The sequence below is a fragment of the Pseudomonas sp. HY13-MNA-CIBAN-0226 genome (genome assembly GCF_040310305.1).
Classification (GTDB): Bacteria; Pseudomonadota; Gammaproteobacteria; order Pseudomonadales; family Pseudomonadaceae; genus Aquipseudomonas; species Aquipseudomonas gregormendelii.
In genome coordinates this window covers 1-274 of record NZ_JBEOPS010000244.1, presented here as the reverse complement: position 1 = coordinate 274, position 274 = coordinate 1, and the positions used below count along the sequence as shown (strand labels likewise).

Genomic DNA, 274 nt, shown 5'->3' with positions numbered 1-274 from the left:
CTCTTGCAGGGCCTGGCGCGCTTCGGGTTTGACGCTGTCGGCCAACAGCAGCCAGGCCAGGAACTCGCCGTTCAACGCCAACCCGGCAATCGGGCCATCGTGGATGGGCACGGCGGTGGTGACGATGCCCAACTGTTCAAATAACTCCGGCCGTCCGAGCGCTGCTTCGCCCTGCTCGGTCTGGGCGACCACGCCCAGGCCCTGACGCTCGCGGATGTCGCTAAGCACCAGCATCTGCTCCTGGCTCGCCAACCCCGCCAACGCTCGGCTGACC

General features: G+C 67.2%; 1 pseudogene. It reads right to left on the bottom strand.

Annotated features, from left to right (window positions below):
* Window positions 1-274: pseudogene (locus tag AAEZ05_RS28600) on the bottom strand (cation-transporting P-type ATPase); the annotation flags it as partial.